This is a genomic window from Lentisalinibacter sediminis (assembly GCF_040706615.1).
GTDB lineage: Bacteria > Pseudomonadota > Gammaproteobacteria > Steroidobacterales > Woeseiaceae > Lentisalinibacter > Lentisalinibacter sediminis.
In genome coordinates this window covers 91,917-116,779 of record NZ_JAPDRF010000004.1, presented here as the reverse complement: position 1 = coordinate 116,779, position 24,863 = coordinate 91,917, and the positions used below count along the sequence as shown (strand labels likewise).

General features: G+C 65.4%; 18 protein-coding genes and 2 tRNA genes. 17 read left to right on the top strand and 3 right to left on the bottom strand.

Annotated elements, in window-relative coordinates; all coding sequences use genetic code 11:
* Positions 1-77: 77 nt before the first annotated feature.
* The 6 genes from lon to ACJMKX_RS09140 all read left to right on the top strand — a co-directional run bounded on the left by lon (position 78) and on the right by ACJMKX_RS09140 (position 6,552).
* The gene (gene lon / locus ACJMKX_RS09165; RefSeq protein WP_405223986.1) at positions 78-2,513 is read left to right on the top strand and encodes an endopeptidase La; all 2,436 of its coding nucleotides are present in this window, start codon (positions 78-80) and stop codon (positions 2,511-2,513) included.
* A 131-nt stretch (positions 2,514-2,644) separates the two neighbouring features.
* Entirely contained in the window at positions 2,645-2,917 is a 273-nt protein-coding gene (locus ACJMKX_RS09160) for an HU family DNA-binding protein (RefSeq protein ID WP_405223984.1), read from the top strand.
* An 81-nt stretch (positions 2,918-2,998) separates the two neighbouring features.
* Positions 2,999-3,074, top strand: a tRNA-Val gene (locus ACJMKX_RS09155).
* A gap of 5 nt (positions 3,075-3,079) precedes the next feature.
* Positions 3,080-3,156 (top strand) — tRNA-Asp (locus ACJMKX_RS09150).
* A gap of 64 nt (positions 3,157-3,220) precedes the next feature.
* Positions 3,221-5,116 carry a SurA N-terminal domain-containing protein gene (locus ACJMKX_RS09145; RefSeq protein ID WP_405223982.1) on the top strand — a complete coding sequence of 632 codons (1,896 nt, stop codon included), beginning with the start codon at positions 3,221-3,223 and terminating at the stop codon, positions 5,114-5,116.
* Between the two features lie 140 nt (positions 5,117-5,256).
* Positions 5,257-6,552, top strand: a complete 1,296-nt coding sequence (locus tag ACJMKX_RS09140; RefSeq protein WP_405223980.1) for a dicarboxylate/amino acid:cation symporter — start codon at positions 5,257-5,259, stop codon at positions 6,550-6,552.
* 384 nt (positions 6,553-6,936) lie between these two features.
* On the opposite strand, the gene ACJMKX_RS09135 is transcribed toward ACJMKX_RS09140, so the two are convergent.
* Together ACJMKX_RS09135 and ACJMKX_RS09130 are read right to left on the bottom strand one after the other, a co-directional pair.
* On the bottom strand, positions 6,937-7,713 hold the full coding sequence (locus ACJMKX_RS09135) for an ion channel (protein ID WP_405224562.1): 777 nt from the start codon (positions 7,711-7,713) through the stop codon (positions 6,937-6,939).
* On the bottom strand, positions 7,713-9,020 hold the full coding sequence (locus ACJMKX_RS09130) for a DUF2254 domain-containing protein (RefSeq protein WP_405223978.1): 1,308 nt from the start codon (positions 9,018-9,020) through the stop codon (positions 7,713-7,715). Before ACJMKX_RS09130 ends, ACJMKX_RS09135 begins: the two co-directional genes overlap by 1 nt.
* A 149-nt stretch (positions 9,021-9,169) precedes the next feature.
* Here ACJMKX_RS09130 and ACJMKX_RS09125 point away from each other — a divergent pair, with 149 nt between their 5' ends.
* Positions 9,170-9,955, top strand: coding sequence for an enoyl-ACP reductase FabI (locus ACJMKX_RS09125; RefSeq protein WP_405223976.1), 786 nt, complete (start codon positions 9,170-9,172; stop codon positions 9,953-9,955).
* Positions 9,956-10,629: 674 nt separating this feature from the next.
* On the opposite strand, the gene ACJMKX_RS09120 is transcribed toward ACJMKX_RS09125, so the two are convergent.
* Positions 10,630-12,120 carry a LysM peptidoglycan-binding domain-containing protein gene (locus ACJMKX_RS09120; RefSeq protein ID WP_405223974.1) on the bottom strand — a complete coding sequence of 497 codons (1,491 nt, stop codon included), beginning with the start codon at positions 12,118-12,120 and terminating at the stop codon, positions 10,630-10,632.
* Between the two features lie 208 nt (positions 12,121-12,328).
* On the opposite strand from ACJMKX_RS09120, the gene ACJMKX_RS09115 reads away from it, so the two are divergent.
* The 10 genes from ACJMKX_RS09115 (at position 12,329) to ACJMKX_RS09070 (ending at position 24,846) form a co-directional block, all read left to right on the top strand.
* Entirely contained in the window at positions 12,329-13,081 is a 753-nt protein-coding gene (locus ACJMKX_RS09115) for a class I SAM-dependent methyltransferase (protein ID WP_405223972.1), read from the top strand.
* Positions 13,078-13,518 (top strand): ribonuclease HI, encoded by a 441-nt coding sequence (rnhA, locus tag ACJMKX_RS09110; protein ID WP_405223970.1) that lies wholly within the window; start codon positions 13,078-13,080, stop codon positions 13,516-13,518. Before ACJMKX_RS09115 ends, rnhA begins: the two co-directional genes overlap by 4 nt.
* Before the next feature lie 58 nt (positions 13,519-13,576).
* On the top strand, positions 13,577-14,278 hold the full coding sequence (gene dnaQ, locus ACJMKX_RS09105) for a DNA polymerase III subunit epsilon (protein ID WP_405223968.1): 702 nt from the start codon (positions 13,577-13,579) through the stop codon (positions 14,276-14,278).
* A gap of 162 nt (positions 14,279-14,440) precedes the next feature.
* The gene (gene tviB, locus ACJMKX_RS09100; RefSeq protein WP_405223966.1) at positions 14,441-15,718 is read left to right on the top strand and encodes a Vi polysaccharide biosynthesis UDP-N-acetylglucosamine C-6 dehydrogenase TviB; all 1,278 of its coding nucleotides are present in this window, start codon (positions 14,441-14,443) and stop codon (positions 15,716-15,718) included.
* 40 nt (positions 15,719-15,758) lie between these two features.
* Positions 15,759-16,790 (top strand): NAD-dependent epimerase, encoded by a 1,032-nt coding sequence (locus tag ACJMKX_RS09095; RefSeq protein ID WP_405223965.1) that lies wholly within the window; start codon positions 15,759-15,761, stop codon positions 16,788-16,790.
* Positions 16,791-16,794: 4 nt separating this feature from the next.
* Positions 16,795-18,459 (top strand): glucose-6-phosphate isomerase, encoded by a 1,665-nt coding sequence (gene pgi / locus ACJMKX_RS09090; RefSeq protein WP_405223963.1) that lies wholly within the window; start codon positions 16,795-16,797, stop codon positions 18,457-18,459.
* 76 nt (positions 18,460-18,535) lie between these two features.
* Positions 18,536-19,546 carry a dTDP-glucose 4,6-dehydratase gene (rfbB, locus tag ACJMKX_RS09085; protein WP_405223961.1) on the top strand — a complete coding sequence of 337 codons (1,011 nt, stop codon included), beginning with the start codon at positions 18,536-18,538 and terminating at the stop codon, positions 19,544-19,546.
* 170 nt (positions 19,547-19,716) lie between these two features.
* The gene (locus ACJMKX_RS09080; protein WP_405223960.1) at positions 19,717-21,141 is read left to right on the top strand and encodes a capsule assembly Wzi family protein; all 1,425 of its coding nucleotides are present in this window, start codon (positions 19,717-19,719) and stop codon (positions 21,139-21,141) included.
* A gap of 2 nt (positions 21,142-21,143) precedes the next feature.
* A complete protein-coding gene (locus ACJMKX_RS09075; protein WP_405223958.1) occupies positions 21,144-23,882 on the top strand; it encodes an SLBB domain-containing protein in 2,739 nt (912 codons plus the stop codon).
* Between the two features lie 31 nt (positions 23,883-23,913).
* Entirely contained in the window at positions 23,914-24,846 is a 933-nt protein-coding gene (locus tag ACJMKX_RS09070) for a Wzz/FepE/Etk N-terminal domain-containing protein (protein WP_405223956.1), read from the top strand.
* Positions 24,847-24,863 lie beyond the last annotated feature (17 nt).

Sequence of the window (24,863 nt, the reverse complement as noted above, 5' to 3'; positions counted from 1 at the left end):
GGTAACGCGTATCCGCTGAACCCGCACATTCCCCGTCTCCCGCGCGCCGGGAGACTACAAGCCACGAGGTCTGATCAGTGTCCAACGAAGAGCTGCTAACGAGCGAATCCGGCCGCGAACGCCACGGCATCCCGGTGCTGCCGCTGCGCGACGTGGTCGTGTACCCCCACATGGTGATTCCGCTGTTCGTGGGCCGGGAGAAGTCCAAGGTGGCCCTCGATCTGGCCATGGAAGAGAGCAAGGAGATTCTGCTGGTGGCCCAGCGCGAGGCCGAGACCGACGAGCCCGCCGGCCGCGACCTCTACGACATCGGCACCGTCGCCACCATCCTGCAGCTGCTGAAGATGCCCGACGGCACCGTGAAGGTGCTGGTGGAGGGTGGCGAGCGCGCGCACATCGACGCGCTGCACGAGGGCGAGCACTTCTCCGCCGACGTCACCCTGCTGCCCGACGACGACCGCTACGACGAGCGGGAGATCGACGTGCTGACGCGCTCGATCATCGCCCAGTTCGAGCATTACGTGAAACTGAACAAGAAGGTGCCGCCGGAGATTCTTACCTCCCTGTCCGGCATCGACCAGGCGGGGCGCCTCGCCGACACCGTGGCCGCCCACATGGCGCTGAAGCTCTCCGAGAAGCAGCGCATCCTCGAGATCGAGGACGTGAAGACACGGCTTGAGCAGGTGCTCGCGCTCATCGAGGGCGAGATCGACGTGCTGCAGATCGAGAAGCGCATCCGCGGCCGCGTGAAGCAGCAGATGGAGAAGAGCCAGCGCGAGTACTACCTCAACGAGCAGATGAAGGCCATCCAGAAGGAGCTGGGCGAGATGGAGGACGCGCCCAACGAACTCCAGGATCTCGAGAACAAGATCGAGAAGGCCGGCATGCCGAAGGAGGTCAAGGAGAAGGCCACCGCCGAGCTGAACAAGCTGAAGCTGATGTCGCCGATGTCGGCCGAGGCCACCGTGGTGCGCAACTACATCGACTGGCTGGTGAAGGTGCCGTGGAAGAAGTCCACCAAGATCCTGCGCGACCTCACGAAGGCCGAGGATGTGCTGGAAGCCGACCACTACGGGCTGGAGAAGGTGAAAGAGCGCATCCTCGAGTATCTGGCCGTCCAGCACCGGGTGAAGAAGCTGAAGGGCCCCATCCTCTGCCTGGTGGGACCACCGGGCGTCGGCAAGACCTCGCTGGGCCAGTCCATCGCCCGGGCCACCAATCGCAAGTTCGTGCGCATGTCGCTGGGCGGCGTCCGCGACGAGGCGGAGATCCGCGGCCACCGGCGCACCTACATCGGCTCGCTGCCGGGCAAGATCGTGCAGAACCTGGCCAAGGCAGAATCGCGTAACCCGCTGTTCCTGCTGGACGAGATCGACAAGATGGCCATGGACTTCCGTGGCGACCCCTCGTCGGCGCTGCTGGAGGTGCTGGACCCGGAGCAGAACTCCACGTTCAACGACCATTACCTCGAGGTGGACTTCGACCTCTCCGACGTGATGTTCGTGTGCACGGCCAACAGCCTGAACATCCCGCCGCCGCTGCTCGACCGCATGGAGGTCATCCGGCTGCCCGGTTATACCGAGGACGAGAAGGCGAGCATCGCCGAACGCTACCTCATCCCGAAGCAGCTGGAGGCGAACGGTCTCAAGGACGAGGAGCTGCACATCACCCGGCCCGCCGTCTACCAGATCATCCGGCTCTACACCCGCGAGGCGGGCGTGCGTAATCTCGAGCGCGAGATCGCCAAGATCTGCCGCAAGGTGGTGAAGGAACTGCTGCTGAAAAAGCAGAAGAAGCGGGTGACGATCCGACCGAAGAGCATCAACCGTTATCTCGGCGTCGAGCGTTTCCGCTACGGCCGTGCCGAGGAGAAAGACCAGGTCGGTCAGGTCACCGGTCTCGCCTGGACCGAGGTGGGGGGAGAGCTCCTCACCATCGAGGCCGCCGTCGTGCCCGGCAAGGGCAAGCTCACCCACACCGGCCAGCTGGGCGAGGTGATGACCGAGTCGATTCAGGCGGCCATGACCATCGTGCGCGGTCGCAGCAAGCTGCTCGGCATCGACCCGGACTTCCACCAGAAGTCCGACGTGCACATCCACGTGCCGGAGGGCGCGACGCCGAAGGATGGCCCCAGCGCGGGCGTCGGCATGTGCACGGCGCTGGTCTCGGCATTGACCGACATCCCGGTGAAATCCGACGTCGCCATGACCGGCGAGATCACGCTCAGGGGTGAGGTGCTGCCCATCGGCGGGCTGAAGGAGAAGCTGCTGGCGGCACACCGGGGCAACATCACGACCGTGCTCATCCCGGAAGAGAACGCCAAGGACCTGGTGGAAATCCCAAAGAACATCAAGGACAAGCTTAATATTCTTCCAGTGAAGTGGATTGACCAGGTGCTCGAGCTCGCACTGCAGCACATGCCCACGCCGGCCGCAGAAGAGGACGCGAGCGCCGACAAGGAGGCTGCCAAGCCCGCGGAGGAGAAGGGCGGCGACGCCGTGCGGGCGCACTGATCGGGCCGATGCGTTGCGCGGTGCCGCAATTGCAGTCATGGGCGCTTTAGGAGTAGTCTGCCCTCTGAAACAGGGGGGTCGCGGGCTGTCCGTGCCTGAAATTTCTTGAGGAAGTCATTCGAGGGTGAGTAATGAACAAAGCTGAACTGATCGAAGCCGTTGCCGATTCAGCCGACCTGTCCAAGGCGGATGCGACGCGTGCCGTGGACGCTGTCCTGGACAGCATCACCGGTGCCCTGAAGCAGGGCAACACTGTCTCGCTGGTAGGCTTCGGAACCTTCTCGGTGAAGCACCGCGCTGCACGTACCGGGCGCAACCCGCGCACGGGTGAGAGCATCCAAATCAGCGCCAGCAATGTGCCCGGATTCAAGGCTGGCAAAGGCCTGAAGGATGCCGTAAACTAGCCGGCCTTTCGGCACCGGGCTCGCCCGGTGTCGTGCTGCAGGGAGGTCGAAAGACCGCCTGATCGAACCGTCGGAACGCCCGGGTGCTTAGCTCAGCTGGGAGAGCGTCGCCCTTACAAGGCGAAGGTCGGGGGTTCGATCCCCTCAGCACCCACCAGCAATGGAGTGGTAGTTCAGCTGGTTAGAATACCGGCCTGTCACGCCGGGGGTCGCGGGTTCGAGTCCCGTCCACTCCGCCATAAGAAGAAGGGCCTCCACGCGGAGGCCCTTCGTTTATGAGGGTAGCGCTTTAGAGTTCACGCCATGCTCCAGAACATCAGACAGAAGATCACCGGTCCGATGGCGCTCGTCGTCCTGGCCCTCCTGTGCATCCCGTTCATATTCGTCGGCTACAACTACGGCGGCATGGCACAGGGCGGGTTCGCGGTGAAGGTCAACGGCCAGGAGATTCCGCCGCAGCAGATCCGCGTGGCCTACCAGAATCAGGCGGCCCGCATCCGCGAGCAGCTGGACGAGATCCCGCCGGTGCTCGAGGACCAGCTCCGCCAGGCCGCCTACGAGGGCGTCATCCGCTCCACGCTCCTCACCCAGTACCTGCGCGAGCAGGGCTACCGGGTCAGCGACGCCGCCGTCCAGCAGTCCATCCGCGAGATCCCGGCCTTCCAGGAGAACGGCCGGTTCTCCTTCGAGCTCTACCGCGGGCTGCTCGCCAGCCGCGGCATCGTGCCGGCCGGCTTCGAGGCCGACCAGCGCCGCGCGCTGCAGATCGACCAGCTGCAGAGCGCCGTGGAGGCCACCGCCTTCTCCACGCCCTCGGAGCTGCGCCGCTACATCGAGCTCGATCGCGAGACCCGCACCATCAGCTACCTCGAATTCGGCATCGAGGACTACATGGACGCCGTCGAGATCGGCGACGAGGAACTGCAGGCCTACTACGACAGCCACCCGGAGCTGTTCCAGACCCCGGCCAGCGTCACCTTCGACTACATCGAGATCTCCCGGGATACCATCGCCGAGCGCATCACGCCCTCCGAGGAGGAGCTCGCCGCCTACTTCGACGACGTGAAGGACTCCTACACCCGGGACCAGGAACGTAACCCCAGCCACATCCTCCTCACCACCGACGAGCGCAGCGAGGACGAGGCCCGCGCGCTGGCCGCGGAGCTGACCGAGCGGGCGAAGGCCGGCGAGGACTTCGCCGCGCTGGCGGCCGAGTACTCCGACGATACGCTGAGTGCGGAGCAGGGCGGCGACCTCGGCTGGGTGGCCCGGGGCCAGTTCGTCGAGTCGGTGGAAGAGGCCGTCTTCGACATGCAGGAGGGCGAGATCCGCGGTCCGGTCGAGAGCGAATTCGGCTTCCACGTGCTGCGCCTGGACGGCGTGCGCGGCGGCGGCTCGCCGACCCTCGACGAGGTTCGGGACGAACTCGTGGCCGCCTATCGGGCCGAGCGCATCGGCGAGCAGTATCTCGAACTCAGCAACGCGCTCGCCGACCAGCTCTTCGACACGCCGGACCTGGACGAGGCGGCGGCGGCGCTGGACATGCAGGTGAGCACGGCCGAGGACTACAGCCGCAGCGGCAGCGCCGAGCTCGGGCCTGCGCCGCTGCTGCTGGACACCCTGTTCGGCGAGAATGCCGTGCCGGAAGGCGCCACCAGCGACCTTCTGAACCTGGCCGAAGACCGGGTCATGGTGGTGCAGGTGACCGAGCACCGGGAAGCCTCCCGTCAGCCGCTGGCCGACGTGCGCGACGAGGTCGAGCGCCGCGCCCGCCGCGAGGCGGCCGCCGTCATGGCGCGGGCGAAGCTCGAGGAGCTGCGCGCGAACGTCGAAGGCGGCATGCCGCTGGAGGAAGCGGCCGCCGAGATGGAGGCCGAGGCCGTCGCCGACCGCCAGATCAACCGCAACGCGCAGGACCTGCCCCAGGCACTGGTCGCCGCCGTGTTCTCCGCGGAGATGCCGGCCAGCGGCGCGAAGGTCGGCAGCGTCGCCACCGCCGACGGCGGCTACGTGCTCTACCGCCTGACCGACGTATCGCCGGGCCGGCCCGAGACCATCCCGCCGGAGCAGCGCGAACAGGCCCGCCAGGGCCTGGCCCGCCAGGCCGGCATCTCGGACCTGAGCGCGTTCATCGACCAGCTGGTCGAAGAGGCGGAGATCGTGCGCGGCACGGCGGCACCGTTCGACGACAGATTTTAATGTAGGAGGGCCTTCAGGCCCGACCGGCGCCTGCGTTTGTTAGAGCTGATCGGGGCTAAAGCCCCTCCTACATTTCTAATCACGTAGGAGGGCCTTCAGGCCCGACCTGCCAATAAGAAAACAACCCGCGGGGGGGCAACGTGTTGAGATTGAAGCTCCACTGGCAGATCGCCATCGCCATCTTCCTGGCGCTGATCGCGGGCATCTCCACCGGCCTGCTGCCGGCGGAGTCGCCAGGCCGCGGCTTCCTCACCGCCGGCTACGGCTTCATCGGCGACCTGTTCGTCAACGCGCTGAAGATGCTGATCGTGCCCCTGATCACCTCGTCCATCATCGTGGGCGTGGCCGGCATGGGCAAGGGCAGCGCCATCGGCCGCCTGGGCGCGCGCACGCTGCTGTTCTACGCCACCACGGGGCTTGCCGCCATCCTGGTCGGGCTGGTCCTGGTCAACATCTTCCAGCCGGGCATCTACAACGGCGAGCCCGCGAAGCAGCTGCTGGCGCTGGAGGCGAGCACCGAGGACGTGGAGGACCGGGTCGGCGGCCGCGACGCCAGCGACATCGTCGAGATTTTCATCCGCATGATCCCGCCCAACATCATCGCCGCCGCGGCGAACGGCGAGATGCTCGGGCTGATCTTCTTCAGCCTGCTGTTCGGTTACTTCATGACCCGCCTGGACGACGCCTACGCCGGCACGCTCTACCGGTTCTGGGAGGCGGTCTTCGAGGTCATGATGCGCATGACCGACCTCATCATGCGCTTCGCCCCCATCGGCGTGTTCGGGCTCATCGCGGGCGTCATCGCGAGCCTCGACTTCAGCGAGGTGGCGGACTTCCTGACCATCCTCACGAAGTACGCGTTCATCGTCGCCGGCGCGCTCGCCATCCACACCTTCCTGACCCTGCCCCTGTTCCTGCGCTACATCGCGCGGGTGCGGCCGGCGGCCATGTTCAACGGCACGGCGCCGGCACTGCTGACCGCCTTCTCCACCGCCTCGTCCTCCGCCACCCTGCCGGTGACCATGGAGTGCGTGGAGGACAACGTGGGCGTCTCGAAGAAGATCGCGAGCTTCGTGCTGCCGCTCGGCGCCACCGTCAACATGAACGGCACGGCGCTGTACGAATGCGTCGCCGCCATGTTCATCGCCCAGGCCTACGGGCTGGAGATCACCCTCGGCGTGCAGTTCATCATCGTGCTCACGGCGCTGGTGACCTCCATCGGCGTCGCCGGCGTGCCCCAGGCCTCGCTGGTGGCGATCGCCATCATCCTGCAGACCATTGGGCTGCCGCTGGAGGCCATCGGCGTGCTGTTCGTCTTCGACCGCATCCTCGACATGGCCCGCACGGCAGTAAACGTCTTCGGGGATGCCTGCTGCGCGACGATAATCGCGCGGCTCGAAGGCGAGGAGACGAACATCGCCATCGAAAGAACGTAGGAGGGCCTTCAGGCCCGATTCGGCTTTCTGTTGGCGTTGGCCCGTCATCGACTGGGGCGGGCTCCGGGGGACGCTCAGTCGGACGTCCTGTCCTCCTTCGCTTCGGCCAGGCCTCCTTCCCGCCGTCCTGGCTACAGTCGGCCCGGACGACCCCCGCAGCCCGCCCCAGCCGCTGACGTGCCCGTAGCCGGAAGGTTTGGCAGCTGTCAGTAACCGTCACTGACTGGCAATCACTTCACGCCACCACGAGGCGGCCGTCATGCGGGGGTATCCATCGACGCGACCTTTTGTCGGGAGCAAGATGGATACCTCCGCAGGGCGGCCACAAAAGAAGGGAACCGGGCCTGAAGGCCCGCCCACAGCGGATCGGGCCTGAAGGCCCTCCTACCCCTCGCCGCCTTCGGTCTCGATCTTCAGCGACTCGCCGCAGTGCTTGCAGTGGATGGCGTCCGGGTCGTGGCGCGTCAGTCCGCATCCGGGACACTTGTAGTGCACCTTCGAGGGTTGGACGATCGCACGCGCGAGCTGGAAGAACAGCGCGACGCCCACCACCATGATGAACACCGCCAGCAGTTTGCCACCCGGCGTCGTCATGGTGATGTCGCCGAAGCCGGTCGTCGTCAGCGTCGCCACAGTGAAGTAGAGCGCGTCGATGTAGGCGGCGGCGCCGGTTCGGTCCTCGAAGGCGAACACGAATACGAAGGAAGTCGTCACGAACAGGAACACGAAGAGGTTCACGGCGGCCAGGACCGAGTCCTCGTGCAGCCGGAAGAAACGGCTCTCGCGTCTCAGATCGCGGATCAGGTGATAGGCGTGGATCAGCCGCAGACCGCGCAATACGCGGAGAAAAGCCAGCTCTTCGGTGAAGAGCGGTGCCAGCAGCAACGCCGCCACCACGATGATGTCCGCGAGGGTGTAGATCCGCAGCAGTTCCTTGCGCCGGTTGGTCGAGATCCAGAGGCGCGCCGCGAGGTCCGCGAGTATCAGCACGCCGAGTACGGTGCTGATGCCGCGCAGCAGCGGCGTGGGCGTCGCTGCCGCGGTCAGGATGAAGTAGCCGATGGTGAGGGCGTCGAACGCGATCAGCCCGTAGCGGAAGCGCCGCGCATTGCGGCTGCGGCCGGTGTAGAGCAGCCGGATCTTGCGGTGGAGTTTCTCAATCAACGTTGTGCCTCTCCGGGCCCGGCCGTTCCGGCGGCAGCGCCTGTTGCGCTGTCCCCGATCGCGGCTTCCTCCAGCGTGGCGAGTTCGGCCGGCCGGAGCCCCGCCGCCCGGGCCCGATCCAGTGCCGCGCGGGAAGCCGCGACCACCGCGTCCGCCAGATTCGGCGTGCCCGTATCCCGCAGCGCGCGAAACGCGGCCTGCAGCCGTAGCTGGACCTCGATCAGGCCCGCGCCGTCCCTCGCGATCGGACGGAAGGCATCCTCCAGAACGTCTTCCGGCGTGATCGGTTCCACGAAGACGTGCGGATAAAGCACCTCGGCATCTTCCGCCGGCTGCCAGCGGGAGAGGATGGCGACGAGTCGGCCGATGACGGAGATGGCCGTGCCCGGATCGTTCACCGCGGGCGAGAGGGCGCGCGAGGCGATCTCCGAGAGGACGATGAGACCGAAGCGCGGATCCTCCTCGAAGGTGCGGTCGCGGCCGATCGAGAAAGCGCTGCGGATCCGCTCTTCGCTTTCCGGATCGAGGTCGCTCGCCGTCACGCGGACCAGCGGTGCCGCCAGATGCACGAAGCTGCCGGGCAATGCGGTAACGTAGATGCGGGCATCGAGCTCCGCCGCGCACTCTTGCAGCGCCTGCACGTCGAGGTACTGCACGTACCCCGTGTGCTGCGACGCGACGGCCGTGAGGCGCTGCGGCAGGGTCTGCGGCATGGGATTGGCGCCGAGATAGGGGCGCTCGACCCGGCGTTCGAAGGCGTCGCTGGCCGCCGCCTCCACGCGATCCAGCGTGTCGTGCATGCGGCCGAAGCTCATCAGGTGGCCGATCCAGTGGATCAGCGCGACGATCACGAGCGCGACCACCAGCACGGTAAACAGAAACAGGATGACCGTGCCGGAATCGTCATAGACATTCGCCCGCAGACCGATCAGTCCCAGCAGGCTGAACAGGAACGCGCCGAGGAAAGTGGCCAGCACGTTCTGGGTGGTGTGATCTTCCTGCAGCAGCGCCGTGGCCCGGGGCGTCGCAGTGCTCGCGGCCGCGGCGAAGGCCGAGACGGCGATCGACAGCGAGAAGGTCGTGACCGCGAGCATGGAGGAGGCCAGAGTGACGAGGATCTGGCCGACCGCGTCCGCGCCGAGACGGGGGGCGAGCTCCGCGGGCACGAACGGCGACAGGAGACGGGCGAGTACCGCGGATGCCACGGCGAGGATGGCGAATCCGACGACCCGCACCCACACCTTGCGGAGCGTCCGGCGCAGCCAGAAGCCCATGCGCTGCCAGGGGAGGATGCGGGCGATCACCGGTGCACGGGTCCTGCGCCGCCGCTGCTGCTTCCCTGTCTCTTCATGCGCGTCACGAATCCACCGGTCCGGTGCACAGCCAGGCTCTGGGTAGTATAGAGCAACGACGGTACAATGCCGGCACAGTCAGCTGGGCACGAGGGGATGCTATGGGATTTCTCGCAGGCAAGAAGGCGCTCATCGTCGGGCTCGCCAGTAACCGCTCCATCGCGTGGGGCATCGCCCAGGCCATGCATCGGGAAGGCGCCGAGCTCGCGTTCACCTACCAGAACGACAAGCTGAAGAAACGGGTGGAGGACATGGCGGCCGAGGTGGGCTCCGATCTCTGCTATCCCCTGGACGTCGCCTCGGACGCCGAGATCGACAACGTCTTCGCCGAACTCGGCAAGGCCTGGGACGGGCTCGACATCCTCGTCCACTCGGTCGGCTTCGCCCCCCGCGACCAGCTCGCCGGCGGCTACCTCGAGAGCGTTACCCGCGAGGGCTTCCAGATCGCCCACGACATCTCCAGCTACAGCCTGGCCGGCCTCACCAAGGCCGCGCTGCCGATGATGGAGGGCCGCGACGCCTCGGTCCTGACCCTGACCTACCTGGGCGCCGTGCGCGCCGTGCCGAACTACAACGTCATGGGCCTGGCCAAGGCGAGCCTCGAGGCCAACGTGCGCTTCCTGGCCGCCGACCTGGGCGAGAAGGGCATCCGCGTGAACGGCATCTCCGCCGGCCCCATCAAGACCCTGGCCGCCGCCGGCATCGGCGGCTTCCGCAAGATGCTGAAACACGTGGAGCAGGTCTCGCCGCTGAAGCGCAACATCACGGCCATGGACGTGGGCAACACCGCGGCGTTTCTGTGCTCGGACCTGGCCGCGGGCATCACGGGCGAGATCGTCTACGTGGATGGCGGCTACCACCACATCGGCATGTCGCTCGACGACTGAGGGCTCCCGGACCGCGTCGGCACTCGTGTGGGAGGGCCTTCAGGCCCGATCCGGTTCTCCTGGCGTTGGCCCGCCATCGGCTGGGGCGGACCGCTGGGGACGCTCAGTCGGACGTCCTGTCCTCCTTCGCTTCGGCCGGGCCTCCTTCCCGCCGTCATGGCTCCAGTCGGCCCGGACGACCCCAGCAGTCCACCCCAGCCGCTGACGGGCCCGTAGCCGAGAGGCTTGGCGCCAGTCAGTCGGCGCTGCTGACTGGCAGCCCCTTCACGCCACCACGAGCACTCGGGCCTAATGACCCGCCTGCATCCTTGCAAATCGGAAGTAACATTCCGCAATTGCAAGGATGTTAACGCGACGACTGCAAGGGAAATCGCAGGGGCTCCTGCAGGAATAACCCTGCTGTTGCTCTCCTCGGACCTCGTCAGGTGGGCAACACGACGTTCGCTCACCAGATTGTGGCCGAACGGGTTGGCAGCCGAGATTGGCGAAGTGGATCGGGTCTGAGGCCACCGACTCCTCGGCGAGAGGACCTTGAGGCCCGGTTCCCTGCTTTCGCCCCCCAGCGGGGCGTAAGGGAAGCGCCAGTCAGCGACGCTTACTGACTGGGTGCCGATCCTCTCGGCTACGGGCCCGTCAGCGGGTGGACACCAGTAGAAGGTCGGGTCGGTCGCGAGTCAGCTCGACTGCGCCGTCACGTCCACGTACATCGTGATCTTGTCCCCCGGCCGCAGGATCTTCGACGCATCGATGCCGTTCCAGCGGGTGATGTCCCGCACGCTGACGCGGAAGCGGCTCGCGATCAGCGACAGCGAATCCCCGCGCCGCACCGTGTAGCGTACCTTCCGCACCTTGCCTTCAATGGACGCGGTCGGCGTCGGCGCCTCGCGCACGGTGGCGTTGTGCACCACCAGCCTGCGGCCCACGGAGAGCGTGTCGCCCGGCGCCATGCCGTTCCACTTGGCGAGTTCCCGCACGCCCACGCCGTACTTGCGGCTGATGGTCCAGAAGCTCTCGCCGCCGCGCACCACGTGCTCGACAGTGCCGGCGCCGCTCTGGCGTTCCTGCAGCTTCGCCAGCCGCGCGTCCGCGCTCAAGGAATACGCCGAGAGCGGCTTCGTCGCCGCCGGGATCAGCAGGTAGCTGCCGGCGCGGATCAGGTTGCCGTTCAGGTTGTTGCTGCGGCGGATGGCGCCCATGGTCGTGCCGTGGAGTTCGGCGATCTCCGACAGCGTCTGGCCGTTGGCCACCTTGTGCCGCTTCCAGCGCACCCGCTCGGCCACGGGCACGCCCGCCAGCCGCTCGCGGAACAGCTCCGCCGCCTCGATGGGCACCGTCAGCCGGTGAGGCCCGGTGGGATCCGTGGCCCAGCGATTGAGGCCCGGGTTGTAGGCGTAGAGCTCGTCGATGTCGATGCCGGCGAGTTCCGCCGCCAGCGCCAGGTCCAGCTGGCTGCCGATCGCCACCACCTCGAAGCGGGGCTCGTCCGGCACCGCGGGCAGGGCGATGCCATGCGTGGCCGGATCCGCCACCAGTTTCGACAGCGCCAGCAGCCGCGGCACGTAGGCGCTGGTCTCCCGCGGCAGGCGCAGGTTCCAGAAGTCGACGGGCTTGCCCGCGGCCTTATTGCGGCGGATGGCTCGGCCCACGTTGCCCTCGCCGGAGTTGTACGCGGCGATGGCATGCTCCCAGTCGCCGTCGAACAGCCCGTGCAGGTACTCGAGGTAGTCCAGCGCCGCGCGGGTGGACTCCACCACGTCCCGGCGGCCGTCGTACCACCAGTTCTGCTTCAGCCCGAAGCGCCGCCCGGTGCCCGGGATGATCTGCCACAGCCCCGCGGCGCGGCCGTGGGAATAGGCGAACGGGTCGTAGGCGCTCTCCACCACCGGCAGCAGCGCGAGTTCCATCGGCAGCCCGCGGCGGTCGATCTCCGCCACGATGTGGGGCAGGTAGGCCGAGGCCCGGGTCAGCACCCGGTCCAGATAATCCGGATGGCGCGAATACCAGGCGAGTTCCTGGCGCACCCGCCGCTCGTCCGGCACGGGCAGCGACATGCCGTCGCGGATGCGGTCGATCAGGTTGACCGGCCCCACCGGCTTCGGCTCGCCCAGCGGGCGGAGGACGTCGCGGCGCAGGGCCGGGTGGAGGGAAGGGTGCGTTTCAATCAACGTAGGAGGGGATTTATCCCCGATCCCGGCCCCGATTCCGATATCCGACACCCCGCCAACAACCGGCGCGGCCCCTGCCATCAGGGCCGCCACCACCACGTTTCCGATCCACATGCGCATTCGGCTATCCTACCCACCAGGCGGGCCGGCGCAAGCACGCGGCTCACATCTTCGCAGCTGGACCGTTTTCCGAGGACCCGGCAGGCTTATGGCACCGATCTCAATCACCGATCCGCTGCAGGAGTGGCTGCAGACCCCCATCGGCAGCTCGCTGCTGGAGGTGGAGGCGCGTCTCGCCCGCGAGATGCTGGACGGGCTGTTCGGCGAGCAGCTGCTGCAGATCGGGTTGTGGGGCAGCCGCGAGCTGTTCCTGCCCTCCGCCCGCACCCAGTCGGCCTGGCTCACCACCATGCCCGGCGCGCCGGAGACCGGCGACGTCATCGCCGAACCGGCCCGGCTGCCCATCGAGAGCGACTCTGTCGATGTCGTGTTCATGCCCCACACCCTCGACCTCACCGACCACCCGCACGCGGTGCTGCGTGAGGTCTACCGCGTGCTCCGCGCCGACGGCCAGCTGGTGGTCATGGGCTTCCGCCCCGGCGGACTCTGGGGCCTGCGCCGGCTGCTGACCTGGGGCAGCTACCCGCCGGGCCGCCCCACCATGATCTCGGATCGCCAGCTCTCGGACTGGCTGCGGCTCCTGGACATGAAGATCCACGGCGTGCGCCGTTATTTCTTCCGCTGGCCGGTCGGCGGCAATCGCAAGCCCGCCGTGCGGCGCTGGGAGGCCATCGGTGATCGCTGGTGGCCGGAGCTTGCCAGCTGCTACGCCCTCACGGCCAAGAAGCAGCTCTACACCCTCACACCGGTCCGCCAGCGCTGGCGCCGGCCGGCCGCGGCGGTCGGCGGCCTCGCGCGGCCCACGGCCCGCACCGTGCACGAGCTCCGCGAAGAGAATTGAGCCTCCCCCGGGTCGACATCTATACGGACGGTGCCTGCCGCGGCAACCCCGGCGTGGGCGGCTGGGGCGCGCTGCTCCTCTCCGGCAGCCGCCGCAAGGAACTCTGGGGCGGCGAACGCCACACCACCAACAACCGCATGGAGCTGACCGCGGCCGTTGAGGCGCTGAACGCGCTGAAAAAGCCCTGCCACGTGGTCCTGCACACAGACTCCATCTACCTTCGCGACGGCATCAAGTCCTGGCTCGCCAACTGGAAGCGCAAGGGCTGGAAGACGGCAGCGAAGAAGCCGGTGAAGAACAAGGACCTGTGGCAGGCCCTGGACCTGGCCCAGGAGCGCCATGAGGTAGACTGGCGCTGGGTGAAAGGCCACTCGGGCGATCCCGGCAACGAGAAGGCGGACGAACTCGCCAACCGGGGCATCGACGAACTGGGCTGACGGGCCGGGCTGACAGCGGACCGGCGGACGCTAAGATAAGAGAGGAGGGCAGACAGGCGTGCGGCAGATCGTACTGGACACCGAGACCACCGGCCTGGACCCGGAGCAGGGCCACCGCATCATCGAGATCGGCTGCATCGAAATGGTGAACCGCCGGCCCACCGGCAGGCACTTCCACCGCTACCTGAACCCGGACCGGGAGATCGAGGAGGGCGCCATTGCCGTCCATGGCATCCGTAACGAGGACCTGGCCGACAAGCCCCGCTTCGCCGAGATCGCCGAGGAGCTGCTGGAGTTCCTGGCCGGCGCCGAGCTCGTCATCCACAACGCCCCCTTCGACGTGGGCTTCCTGGAGCACGAGCTGAAGCTCATCGAGCACCGCATCTGCCAGCTGGACGGCCACTGCGGCATCCTGGACACGCTGTCCATGTCCCGGAAGATGCACCCGGGCCAGCGCCACAGCCTGGATGCGCTCTGCAAGCGCTACGAGGTGGACAACTCCCAGCGCGACCTCCACGGCGCGCTCCTCGACGCCCGCCTGCTCGCCGACGTCTACCTGGCGATGACCGGCGGCCAGGGCGCGCTGTCCCTGGATGCCGGCGAGGGCGGCGACGGCGCGGCCGTGGACACCGTGGTCAGCATCGACCGCGGCAACGCCCGCCTGCGCGTCATCGAGGCCTCGGAAGAGGAGGTGGCGGCCCACGAGGCGTTCCTGAAACGGATAGAGGAGGCCAGCGGGGGCGCGATCTGGCGAGGCTGACGGATCGGGGCTGTAGGAGGGCCTTCAGGCCCGATTCGAATAATAAATCGGGGATAAATCCCCTCCTACATGTGATCGGTGCCCATGCCAGACCACCAAACCCGCGCTAGAATCCCTCCAATTTGACACCACCACCGCCGGCTCACCGGCACTGGAAGCACCGTGTTCGACATCGACAAGATCCGCATCGGCGTGGTCGGCCTCGGCTACGTCGGCCTGCCGCTGGCGGTGGAATTCGGCCGTTTCTATCCCACCGTGGGCTACGACCTGAAGGCCGAGCGCGTGGCCGAGCTGCAGGCCGGCGAGGACACGACCCTGGAGACTACGCCGGAGGAGCTGGCGGCGGCCGAGCATCTCTCCTACACCACAGATCCCGACAAGCTCGCCGAGTGCAACTTCTACGTGGTGACCGTGCCCACCCCCATCGGCCAGTCCAAGCGCCCGGTGCTGACCCCGCTGAAATCCGCCAGCGAAACCCTGGCGCGGGTGCTCTCACCCGGCGACACCGTGGTCTACGAGTCCACCGTTTTCCCCGGCGCCACCGAGGAGTTCTGCGTGCCCCTGCTGGAAGCAGGCTCCGGCCTGAAGATGAACAAGGATTTCTACGTAGGCTACAGCCCCGAGCGCATCAACCCGGGCGACAAGCAGCACCGCCTGCCGAACATCCTCAAGGTCACCTCCGGCTCCACGCCCGAGGCGGCGGAATACATCGACTCGGTCTACAAGACCATTATCGAAGCCGGCACCCACCTCGCCTCCAGCATCAAGGTGGCCGAGGCGGCCAAGGTCATCGAGAATACCCAGCGCGACCTCAACATCGCGCTGGTCAACGAACTCGCCCTCATCTTCGACCGCATCGGCATCGACACCGAGGAGGTGCTGGTCGCCGCCGGCACCAAGTGGAACTTCCTGCCCTTCCGTCCGGGCCTGGTGGGCGGCCACTGCATCGGCGTGGACCCCTACTACCTCACCCACAAGGCCGAGGACGTGGGCTACAACCCCACGGTCATCCTGGCCGGCCGCCGCATCAACGACTCCATGGGCTACTTCGTCGCCGGCAAGGTCATCAAGCTCATGATCCAGCGGGGCATGCAGCCGAAGGACGGCAAGGTGCTCATCATGGGCCTCACCTTCAAGGAAGACTGCCCGGACGTGCGCAACACCCGGGTGGTGGACATCGTCGCGGAGCTGGAATCCTACGGCCTGCACGTCGACGTCCACGACCCCTGGGTGGACCCCGCCGAGGCGCGCCACGAATACGGCATCGACCTCGTCGAGAACCCGAAGAAGGGCGACTACGACGGCATCATCGTCGCCGTCGGCCACCGGCAGTTCAAGGAGATGGGCGCCGAGGGCATCCGCGCGTTCGGCAAGGAGCAGTCGGTGCTGTACGATATCAAGTACGTCCTGCCCGCCGACGCGGTGGACGACCGGCTCTGACCGGGTCTCTCCGGTCAGAGACCGACGACAAGGAACGCACATGAAAGTACTCGTCACGGGCGCCGCCGGCTTCATCGGCTACTACACCGCCAAATATCTTCTCGACCGCGGCGACAAAGTCGTCGGCCTCGACAACCTGAACGACTACTACGACGTCAACCTGAAGCTCGCGCGCCTGAAGAACCTGGAGGGCCGCGAGGGCTTCCGCTTCGTGAAGATGAACCTGGAAGACCGGCCGGCGATGGACAAGCTGTTCGCCGACGAGCGCTTCGACCGGGTCGTCCACCTCGCCGCCCAGGCAGGTGTGCGCTATTCGCTGGAGAACCCGCACTCCTACATCGACTCCAACATCGTCGGCACCCTGCACGTGCTGGAGGGCTGCCGCCACAACAATGTGGAGCACCTGGTGTACGCCTCCTCCAGCTCGGTCTACGGCGCCAACACCGAGATGCCGTTCTCCATCCATCACAACGTGGACCATCCGCTGGCCCTCTACGGCGCCACCAAGAAGGCCAACGAGTTGATGGCCCACACCTACTCGAACCTCTACGACCTGCCGACCACGGGCCTGCGGTTCTTCACCGTCTACGGTCCCTTCGGCCGGCCGGACATGGCGCTGTTCATGTTCACGAAGAACATCATCGAGGGTAAGCCCATCGACGTGTTCAACTACGGCAACCACCGCCGCGACTTCACCTACGTGGACGACATCGTCGAGGGCGTCATCCGCACCATGGACCACGTGGCCGAGCCCAACCCGGACTGGGACCCGGCGAACCCGGACCCGGGCACCAGCCGCGCGCCCTACCGCATCTACAACATCGGCAACAGCCAGCCGGTGGAGCTCATGCGCTACATCCAGGTGATCGAGCAGTGCGTGGGCCGTGAGGCGGAGAAGAACCTGTTGCCCATGCAGCCCGGCGACGTGCCGGACACCTGGGCGGACGTGGACGACCTCATCGCCGATGTTGACTACCAGCCCAACACCACGGTGGAGGAGGGCGTGCGGCGTTTCGTCGAGTGGTACGTGGACTTCTACAACGTCGACCTGCAGGCGGCGAAGGCCTCCTGAGCCCATGGCGGATCCGCGCAAGCTCTCCGCCCGCTATCCCACCGACCTGCCGGCCTGGCGCCGGCTGAAAGGCCACCGCAAGGATCTCGGGGACACGCACCTCAAAGACCTGTTCCGGCGCGACAAGCGCCGCGCCACCCGGCTAACGCTCGAAGCCGGCGACCTCCTGCTCGACTACTCCAAGAACCTGGTCACCGCGGAGACCCTGAAGCTCCTTACTGCGCTCGCGCGGGAGGCGGGCGTGCCGAAGCTCCGCAACGCCATGTTCGCCGGCCAGCACATCAACCGCACCGAGGACCGCGCCGTCCTGCACACCGCGCTGCGCGCGCCGCGGGATGAGGCCTACCGTGACGGCGAACAGGACGCGAGTCACGACGTCCACGAGGTGCTGGACCAGATGGCCGCCTTCGTCGACGGCGTTCATGCCGGCGGCATCCGCGGCAGCAGTGGGAAACGTTTCACCGACGTCGTCAACATCGGCATCGGCGGCTCGGATCTCGGCATCGTCATGGCGGCCACCGCGCTGCATCACCACCGGGTGAAGAGCATCCGCCTGCACTGCGTCTCAAACGTCGACGGCACTCAGCTCGCCGACCTCACCGAGAGGCTGGACCCTGCCACCACGCTGTTCGTCATCTGCTCCAAGACCTTCACCACGCTGGAGACGGTGACGAATGCGGAAGCCGCCCGGCGCTGGGTGGCCGGGCAGCTGGGCGAGGACGCGGTGCCGGACCACTTCGCCGCCGCCAGCACCAACCACCAGGCCATGGACGAGTTCGGCATCCACGCCGATTACCGCTTCGCCTTCTGGGACTGGGTGGGCGGGCGCTACTCGCTGTGGTCGGCGGTGGGGCTCTCCATCGCGCTGGCCATCGGCAGCGAGAACTTCCGCGAGCTGCTGGCCGGCGGCCACGCCATGGACCGCCATTTCCGCGAGGCCAAGCTCGGCGAGAACATGCCGGTGATCCTCGCGCTGCTGGCCGTCTGGTACAACAATTTCTTCGGCGCGGAATCCCAGGCCATCCTGCCCTACGACAACCGCCTGGAACGCTTCCCGGCCTTCCTGCAGCAGCTGCAGATGGAGTCCAACGGCAAGCGCGTGCGCATCGACGGCAAGCCCGTGCGCTGCGACACCGGCATGGTCATCTGGGGCGAGGCCGGCTCCAACGCCCAGCACTCCTTCTACCAGCTCCTGCACCAGGGCACCCGCTTCATCCCGGTGGACTTTTTGCTGCCGGCGAAGTCCTCCGGCGCCAGCCAGGAACAGCAGGACCTCGCCATCGCCAATTGCCTGGCCCAGGCCGAGGCGCTGATGGAGGGCCAGTCAGAGGACGACGTCCACGCCGACCTCGAGGCGAAGGGCATGGATTCCGACGAGATCGAGGCGCTGGTGCCCCACAAGGTCCACCCCGGCAACCGGCCGAGCAACCTGATCCTGTTCGAAGCCCTGACCCCGCGCACCCTCGGCCAGCTGGTCGCCCTCTACGAGCACAAGGTCTTCGTGGAGAGCATCATCTGGGGCATCAACGCCTTCGATCAGTGGGGCGTGGAGCTGGGCAAGAAGCTGGCGACGGGGCTGGTGCCGGCGGTGGGCGATCCGGCGAAATACGAGGGGAAGAACGCCTCGACCCAGACGCTGCTGGAGCGGGTGCGGCGCCTGCGCCGCTAAACCCATGTAGGAGGGCCTTCAGGCCCGATCTGTCGTGCCTCCCAATAACCTCGAACAAGCAGGCCTCCACCGCATCTTGGTCACCGGCGGCGCCGGCTTCATCGGTTCGGCTCTCGTCCGCACTCTCATCCGCGACACCGCTTGCGAGGTCCTGACGGTCGACAAGCTGACCTACGCCGGCAATCGTGAGGCACTGGCCGAGGTCCTCAATGATCCCCGCCATTCTCTCGAGGTAGTCGATATCCGGGACCGAGCGGCCATCGCCGGCCTTCTGAGCCGCTTCCGGCCTGACGCTCTCATCCACCTCGCCGCCGAGACCCACGTCGATCGCTCCATCGACGACCCGTCCCCCTTCATCCACACCAATATCGTGGGCACTTTCGAGCTGCTGGAGGCGGTGAGGGCGTGGCTGCTTGGTTCCCGTTCGCCTGAGCACTTCCGGCTGCTGCACGTCTCCACCGACGAGGTCTTCGGCGACCTGGATGCCGAGGACGCGCCATGGTCCGAGCGGTCACGCTACGACCCCCATTCGCCGTATTCCGCCAGCAAGGCGGGCAGCGACCACCTGGTGCGAGCCTGGCACCGGACCTATGGCCTGCCCATCCTCGTCTCCAACAGCAGCAACAACTTCGGGGCGTGGCAGCATCCGGAAAAGCTCATACCGCTGACCATCACCCGCGCACTCGCCGGCGAGCCGCTGCCGATCTACGGCGACGGCAGCAACGTGCGCGACTGGCTCTACGTGGATGACAACGTGACCGCTCTGCTCGCTATCCTGGCAGGCGGTCAGGTTGGCAGAACCTACAACGTGGGCGCCGGCAATGAACGGACCAACCTCGCGGTCGTCCGCGCCATCTGCGACCACCTGGACCGGACAGCGCCGCGAGACGCCAGCTCGTACCGCGATCTGATCCGATTCGTGGACGACCGGCCGGGGCATGATTTCCGCTGCGCCATCGACAGCGGGAAGGTCTGTGAGGAACTCGGCTGGAAACCCCGACACGATTTCGAAAGTGCGCTTGCCCGCACGGTCGATTGGTACTGCCGTCACCGGCGTGGCTTTGACCGCCCGAGCCAGGATTCATGACATAAGTTGCGACTCCCGCCCGGGCTCTCTAGAATCCTGTCTTTCGGGCTTGGGCGGCTGTATCAGTGGGACTTCTCCAGGGACACCGGAGTGACCACGGCGGGGGCCGTGGGAGGCAACGACTGCTGTCGTTTGCTGCCGCCCTGACTCTGCTCCTCCCGCCTCTTGCCATGGCCGAACCCTGGATCGCACCCGGCGACCCCTGGCTCAAGTCCGACATCCAGCGCCTCGCCGACGAGGGCGTCATCGAAGGCCCCGTCTCCAGCTGGCCGCTCTCCACGGGCGATATTGCGTCCGGCGTGGAGACCTTCCACGACATGGAGGCCATCTCGGCGCCGGCCGCCCGGGCGCTGGAGCGGACCCGCGACCTCGTCAAGCAAGAAACCCGCACCGGGCGCTGGAACACCGATGGCTCCGTCGCCTTCGCCGAAAAGCCGCTGGAAATCCGCAACTTCGAGGACACGCCCCGCGGCGACGTCGAAACCAGGGCTTCCACCGACTACGTGGGTAACCGGGTCGCCGTGAAGCTCCAGGTCGGTTTCTCCGACGATCCCATCGACGATCAGGACTGGCGGCTCGACGGTTCCTACGCCATGCTCGCACTGGGCAACTGGATGGTAGGCGCCGCTGCGGTAGACCGCTGGTGGGGCCCGGGGTGGGGCGGCGACCTCATCCTCTCCAACAACGCGCGGCCGATCCCGGCTTTCGTGCTGCAACGCAACTTCTCCACACCGTTTGAGACGCCTCTGCTGTCATGGCTCGGCCCCTGGTCCACCAGCCTGATCTGGGGCCAGCTCGAGGACGACCGGGCTGTTCCGAATACCAGATTCTTCGGCTGGCGGGTCAACTTCAAGCCGTTGCCGTCGCTGGAGATCGGGCTGTCACGCACCGCCCAGTGGTGCGGCTCGGGCCGTCCGTGCGACCTGGATGCCTTCCTGAAGATCCTGGCCGGCGACACCAACGTGGAAGAAGGCGAGGGTCGGGAAGGCGACGAGGCCAACCAGCTGGCCGGTTTCGACGCTCGTTGGCTGTCGCCCATCGGCGACCTGCCGTATGCCGTCTACGGCCAGTTCATCGGCGAGGACGAGGCAGGCGGATTCCCGAGCCGGTACATGGGCATGGCCGGTGTCGAGTTCTGGGGGCGCAGCGAGATGCTCAAAACGGACTGGCATGCGTATGCCGAGTTTGCCGATACCACCTGCCAGTTCCACGAGGACTCCAAGATCCCGAATTGCGCCTACAACAACGGCGCCTACCCGACCGGCTATCGCTACAGAGAGCGCCCCATCGGTTACTCCACCGACAACGACGCGCGTACCGTCACCGCAGGCGTGCTGGCGCAGCACGACAAGTACGGCAAATGGCACATCAGCGCCCGGGTTTCGGAACTGAACCGCTTCGGCGCGCCTGACGAGCGCAATACGATCACCGCCACGCCCAAGGATCTGCTCGACCTCAGCGTGACCCACAGCCGGGATACGAAATTCGGCAAGCTGGATCTGGGCGTGGGCGTCCAGCAGCTCGATGACAAGGTCGCGGACACGGACTCCACCGATGTGCGCGTATTCGTAAGACTCACACAGCAATTTGGATAACCGTGCAAGGTCCATTCAGGCTTCTCGTTCTTTTCGCCGCGCTGCTCCTGACTGCTGGCGTGGTTTTGGGTTTCGGCTCCGTTGCGTACGCCCAATCCGTATCGCTCACTCCCGAGCAGCAGCGGATGCTGAACCAGCTGCCGCCGTCCCAGCGGCAGGCGGCGATGGAGCAGCTTCGGAATCTGCGGGTCTCTTCTGGCCAGGCTGAGCCGGAGCCTCAGGACGAAGCGGCCGGTGAGGAGATGCCGACCCCTCAGGCGCAGGAGGTGGAAGAAAGGCCAGCAGGTCCGCCGGTTTTTGGTGCGTTTGACACGCTGGTGCTCGAGGTCAGTGACAGAGTCACTGATGCTCCAACGCTGAGCGAAGCGGTGCAAGAGGGACGAAACGCTCTGCGCCAGCGGCTCCTCAATGGCAATCCCTACCAGTTGGATGCGCTGGGCCGATTGGCGCTGCCCGGGGTCGGAGACATAGCGCTGGCTGGGCTGACCGAGCGACAGGCGTCACTCAGGTTGGCGGCCGAACCCTCGCTTTCGCTGCTGTCTATTTCGGTGAGTCGCTTGCCGCTGGAGCCCATGGGTGTCGAGGCTCTCGAGCCTTTCGGCTACGAGATCTTTCAGGCAGATTCCGAGAGGCTGCGGCCAAACCGTGCTGTGCCGGTGGCGGCCGACTACATCATTGGTCCTGGCGACACGCTGCAAATTCAGCTCTTTGGTAACCAGAATGTGGAGTACGAGTTGCCGGTCGAGCGAAACGGTGCGATCCGCTTTCCGGAGATTGGTCCGATCACCGTGGCGGGCCTCACCTATTCGCGCGCTCAGGAGCTGATCGGGCAGCGCGTGCGCGAGCAATTCATCGGCACTCAAGCCAGCGTGACACTGGGAGAACTCCGCGCGCTGCAGATATTCGTGGTGGGAGACGTCAAAGAGCCGGGTTCGTATTCGGTCTCACCCATGGCGACGATCACGACCGCACTGGCTATCAGCGGTGGAGTGGCCGAACAAGGCACGTTGAGACGTATCCAGTTGAAGCGTGCCGGCGAGGTGGTCCGCACCCTGGATGTGTACGACCTGTTGCTACGTGGTGATACCCGCGATGATCTCCGGCTGCAATCCGGCGATGTGGTTTTCGTTCCACCTGTCGGTACACGTGTAGCCGTATCCGGTGAGGTTAACAGGCCCGCCATTTACGAGTACCGCGGAGGTGCAGACGTCGAGGATGCCATATCTCTCGCGGGCGGCCTCAGGCCCACCGCCTACAAGGCGGGAGTCAAGGTCCGGCGTCTGGAACCTGCGGCCGGGTTTCTGGTGCTCGAGGCCGATCAGGAAACCGCTGGAGGCCGCGACCTGAAGCTACTGGATGGCGACACTGTACTCGTTCCTACGGGTATTTCGGAGATGCAGGAGTCCATCCGACTGGTCGGCAACGTCCAGCGGCCCGGTGACTATCAGTGGCGGCCCGGCATTTCCATTTCGGGTCTTATCCGCAACAGCCGAGAACTCAAAGAGGGCAGTGACCTCCACTATGTACTGATTCGACGCGAATTACCGACCAATGGCGACCTGAATGTCCTCTCCGCGGACCTGGACGCTGCGTGGCGCGCGCCGGGCAGTGCTGCGGATGTTCGTCTACAACCTAGGGATACCGTTTACGTATTCGATCTCGAGGTCGGCCGTGAGCACGTGGTTGGTCCACTGCTGGATGAACTGCGGCTACGCTCGTCGCGGAGCAAACCGCTTCCGCTCGCTCGGGTGGGCGGCCGTGTCAACGCAGAGGGAGAGTATCCCTTAGAGCAGGATATGCGTGTCTCTGACCTCATCCGTGCCGGAGGCGGTCTGGATGAGTCGGCCTATCTCGCGGAGGCGGAGCTGACGCGTTACGAGATCGTTGAGGGCGAGAGGCGAGAGGTCGAGCTGATCGAGATTGACCTCGAGAAAGCGCTAGCCGGTGATCCGCAGGAAGACCTCTACGTACAGTCGTTCGACTATCTGAACGTCAAGGAAATTCCGCGCTGGCAGGATCAGCAGTTCGTAGAGATCCAAGGCGAAGTGGCTTTCCCTGGCCGGTATCCGATTCAGCGTGGTGAGACTTTGCGGTCGGTACTGGAACGAGCGGGTGGCCTCACGGAGTTTGCATTCTCAGACGGCAGCGTTTTTACGCGTGAGATACTCAAAGAAAGAGAGCGGGAGCAGTTAGATGTGCTCGCGAATCGTCTGGAGAGCGATCTCGCGTCCATGTCCCTTTCTGACTCTGGTCAGTCTGAGGCTGTAAGTATTGGGCAGGCCCTCCTGAAGCAATTGCGGACGACCGAGCCCGTTGGGAGGCTTGTCATTGATCTGGAGGCGGTTCTCGCTGATAAGGCTGAGGATATCGTACTACGGGATGGTGATCGGCTTATGATTCCCGTGCAGGCACAGGAAGTAACCGTTCTCGGAGAGGTTCAATATACGACTTCGCATCTGCACGATTCGGGCTTGAGTCGAGAGGACTACATTGAGCGAAGTGGCGGGGTGACTCGAAAAGCAGATGCCAAAAGAACCTATGTAGTCCGAGCTAATGGTGAGGTTGTGGTTGGCAGTCAGTCCAGATTCTTTGCGCGATCCAGCGGGTTGAATATAAAACCTGGGGATACAATCGTGGTCCCTCTTCATGCGGATAAGGTCAAGCCGATTACGCTTTGGACTAACGCGACGCAGATTGTCTATAACCTCGCTATCGCTGCGGCCGCCGTGAATTCATTCTAGTCGACGTCTAGATCCAGCGCCAAGTAATTCGATGGCTAACCGAAACAAAGCCCGTACTTCCCCGCCGCCCGATATGCCAGATTCCGGTTTATTGCGTGTGCCTAAAGACAATGGGCGGCAGATTGGTTATGAGGGCCTGGATCTAGTGCAGTTACTGCAGCGAATCTGGAATTACAGATGGCTCACCCTTCTTGCCATGTGTGGTGGAGTTATAGTGGCTGTGGTTTACATCGTATTTGCTACGGAATGGTATCGAGCTAGTGTGCTCTTGATGCCGGCCGACGATGATTCAGTAAGTGCGCTAAGCGGGCAATTCGGAGGATTGGCAGCGCTGGCGGGGGTGAACGTCGGGGATCGAGACTCTCAAGAGGCTATTGCAACCATAGAATCTCGCGAATTCGCGCGTGACTTTATCCAAGCAAATAGCTTATCGACGGAGTTTTTCGGAAACGCCAATCAGGATAGCGCATCGAATCAGCAAGCTCCTGAGTTGCGCGAGGAACCTGATCTTCGAGACGCGGTTGACTATCTTCACGACAAAGTACTCGAAGTTCGAGAAGACTCGAAATCTAGTTTGGTTACAGTGACTATCAAATGGACTGATCCTGCCTTGGCGGCTGCGTGGGCGAATGACATTGTAAGTCGCCTTAACGACAAGTTGCGTTTAAGAGCCTTGCGTGAATCCGAAGAGAATGTGGCCTATTTACGCGAGCAACTTGCGAGTACAAATATTGTTACTTTGCAGCAATCGATTGGCCGTCTGCTCGAGAACGAATTGCAGAAGTTGATGTTAGCGCGTGGAACTGAGGAGTACGCGTTCCGGGTGATTGACGGTGCGGTTGTTCCCAGCAGGCCTGACTGGCCGAAGCCGGTCTTGATAGTGGCCATAGGTCTTGCTGTCGGGCTCTTATCAGCATTTTTCGTGACCGCGATAATCGGAATGCGGGCAGGGCTGCGATTTTAGTCGACAAACAAGACCTT